The following is a 3,492-nucleotide window of genomic DNA, read 5'->3' as shown; positions in this document are numbered from 1 at the left end:
AACAGGCAAAGAGGGTAGAATGGTATTTTAGTAAAAATTTAACACTCATTGCCTGTTGCCTCATGCCTCAAGGTGGATACATCTAATCATATTGGCTTTTGGTCGATAAATTTGCCTCGCTTTAGAACAAATAGACCTTAATTTTTATTATTAATTAGAGAAAAGGCACAGTACAATTTTTACGCCTAAGTAAAAGGAAAAATTAAGTTATTACGCAAAATAAAATTTAATTTAAAGTTTACGGTTTTCAGCTTTGGGCATTCGTCAAAAATATCACTTTTGTTACTAACAGGCACAAGACACAGAGTGGTAAAATGTTTTTAACGAACACGGACATGGATTTTTCCCATAGCCCACCGCCGAGAGCCGATACCTGAAATCTGAAAGCAAAATCTTAAACTTTATTTTGCTTACTAACTTAAATAAACAAGATACTTGCGGTACATTTAGACTGTATTCCTCTGAAAACAGAGGTATTCAATTAACGGATATGCCATTCACGAATCAATTCTTTTGAGTAATCTGAAAGATTAAATTAATTGTAAATCTTAGGTAAAATATGACTACTAACTTCTGATGAATAGTATCTTCAAAAAATCAATATACTATTTACTAATCACGTTTTCCGACTTAGTTACCACAATTTATCAGTTATTCATCCAAAACACATTTTGAACAATGAACAAACTTTGGTTAACACTCAATCTTTTCCTTGTTAGTCTGATAGGATACTTTTCGTCAAAACCTTTAGAGCAACCTGACAATCAAATTACCGTTTGCCATAATCCAAGTATCGATGGAATGGCGCAGTTTGCCAATGACCCAAATTTTGTGGCACTGCATCCCTCTCCATTGGCTATTAATTTTGTAGCCGAAGGAACTTCAATTACTTACCCGACGGCCGATGGTAGCACTGCAAATGCCTATTTTGTAAAGGCTAAAAAGAAGTCAGACAAGTGGCTGTTTGTTTACCAAGAATGGTGGGGGCTAAATGATCATATCAAACACCAAGCAGATGTATTTTATAATGATTTGGGTGGAAATGTTAATGTAATTGCTTTGGATATGTACGATGGCAAATCGACAACAAATCCTCAGGAAGCTGGGAAGTTGATGCAAGGGGTCGTGGAGTCAAGACTTGAAAATATTGTAAAAGGCGCCATTACCTTTGCCGGTGCAAAAGCTCAAATCGCGAATGTGGGTTGGTGTTTTGGTGGCAGTTGGTCATTAAAATCTGCTTTGTTGGGCGGAAAACAAACAATTGGTTCGGTGATGTATTATGGAATGCCAGTAAAAGATGTTGAAAAATTAAAAACCTTAAATAGCGATGTTTTGGGCTTGTTTGCCACAGAACAATATATCTCACAACAGGTTATTGAAGATTTTGCGGCTAATATGAAGACCGCCAACAAAAAGCTGACTTACAAAATTTTCAATGCAGTGCACGGTTTTTCAAACCCAAGTAATCCAAAATACGACGAAGCTGCTAGCAAAGAGGCTTATGGTATGGCTTTAGGATACTTGAAAGAAAAATATAAGTTGTAAAATTGCTAGCTCCCTTTTGAGTGATGTAATATATTTTTCGATTTTATTTTCTTTGATTTCTTCAAAAAAGCTTAGTTTTCAGTCCGAGACCCAGTCTTGGACTTTTTTTGTTTGGTAAGAAACAGAATCTACAAAACTTTGAGGTTTAGAAACATCAGAGACTTTAAATTCTGCGAATAGAATCTTGACGAGATATAGTTCGATGAGCCAAATCCCTAGACGAAATATCAGATGAAAAGTGCGATAAGCTTCAAGGGTCAGTTTGAAAAACTTCAATTTTGGGTTTAATTAAGGTGTTTTAGAACGGGCCGTCAGCAGATTCAGTGGCAAACGGATAAATTTTCATTTTCTACCAAAAGTCAAAAGGTTTTTTGAAATAATTTTTTTGAGACATTGATATTCTAGCTATTTATTCTTTAATGTTTGTTTGCTAATATTTGTTAAAACAACTAATATTGTGACAAATAATTAACCTTTGATATTTTACGATAAAATTTAACATATTAGGGCATTAGCTTACGACAAACCAATGAAAGAAGCACTCAAAAGATTTGAAAACAAACGACCAGAAATCGTATTTGAATGGAAAGATTCTGAAACTGAAGCCGAAGGATGGGTGGTAATCAACTCCCTACGAGGAGGCGCTGCGGGGGGAGGTACTCGTATGCGAAAAGGGCTTGATAAGCGTGAAGTGGAATCTTTGGCCAAAACCATGGAAATCAAATTTACTGTATCTGGGCCTCAAATCGGTGGCGCAAAATCTGGTATCAATTTTGACCCAAGCGACCCACGTAAAAAGGGTGTTTTGGAGCGTTGGTACAAAGCAGTAGCACCACTTTTGAAAAACTATTATGGTACGGGAGGCGATTTGAATGTAGATGAGGTGCATGAAGTGATTCCTATGACTGAAAAATATGGCTTGTGGCATCCACAAGAAGGCGTGGTAAATGGACATTTTCACGCTTCTGAGGCGCAGAAAATTCGGTTGATTGGTCAGTTGCGTCAAGGTGTTTCTAAAATCATTGAAGACTGGAATTATACGCCGACTTCAATGCAGAACATTCATAGATATACCGTTTCGGATTTGATTACGGGCTATGGCGTGGCTGAGGCTGTCAAACATTACTATACCTTGTGGGGGGGGAATTTATCAGAAAAAAGAGCGATTATTCAAGGTTGGGGAAATGTAGCAGCCGCTGCTGGACTTAATTTGGCACGCGTGGGTGTCAAAATTGTTGGGATTATTGATAGAAATGGAGGGGTAATTGTCCCAGAGGGTTTAGGTTTGGAGGAGATAAAAGATTTGTTTTTCAATAAAAAACAAAATACCCTTTACTCTGAAAATATGTTGAGCTTCGAAGAAACCAATGCTAAAATTTGGGAGCTAGGAGCCGAGATTTTTATTCCTGCGGCTGCATCAAGAATTGTAAGTGCTGAGCAAGTTGAAAAAATGGTAAACAACGGTCTGGAGGTGATTTCTTGTGGCGCTAATGTTCCGTTTAATGACCCTGAAATTTTTTATGGACCTACCATGGAGCTGGCCGATAGTAAAGTTGCATTGATTCCTGATTTTGTGGCAAATTGTGGTATGGCTCGTGTATTTGCCTACCTAATGACTGAATCGGCAATGGTAACGGACGAGGGTATTTTTGAAGATGTTTCTGAAACGATTTATAAAGCACTGAAGGAGCTCAATGACCAGCATCAAGAAAAGAGCCTGTTGTCTAAAGAATTATATCGGATTGCATTGGCTAAACTAGAAGAAAAAATTGAGATAGAGTTGGTCTAGCAACTATTTTCAAACGATAGAGAATGGGTTGTTAGGCAAAATAAAATTTAATTTTTCTGGCGATAGGCTTTAAGCATTAAGCCGTAAGCGAAAGAAAAAAGGAGTTTTAAGAAATTATAAAAACCTTTTGCCTAATGCTTACGGCTTACAGCCGAGTA

General features: G+C 37.2%; 2 protein-coding genes. Both read left to right on the top strand.

Annotation, left to right across the window (positions count from 1 at the left end; translation table 11 throughout):
- The first annotated feature begins 678 nt into the window (after nucleotides 1–678).
- Nucleotides 679–1,545, top strand: a complete 867-nt coding sequence (locus ACOVQ4_RS22345) for a dienelactone hydrolase family protein (protein ID WP_421822806.1) — start codon at nucleotides 679–681, stop codon at nucleotides 1,543–1,545.
- A gap of 529 nt (nucleotides 1,546–2,074) precedes the next feature.
- Nucleotides 2,075–3,334, top strand: coding sequence for a Glu/Leu/Phe/Val dehydrogenase dimerization domain-containing protein (locus ACOVQ4_RS22340; protein ID WP_421822805.1), 1,260 nt, complete (start codon nucleotides 2,075–2,077; stop codon nucleotides 3,332–3,334).
- The last annotated feature ends 158 nt before the right edge of the window (nucleotides 3,335–3,492 follow it).

Source organism: Flectobacillus sp. (assembly GCF_049240685.1).
Taxonomy (GTDB): Bacteria; Bacteroidota; Bacteroidia; order Cytophagales; family Spirosomataceae; genus Flectobacillus.
The sequence above is the reverse complement of the archived record's forward strand: the minus strand, read 5'-3'. Positions and strand labels throughout refer to the sequence as shown.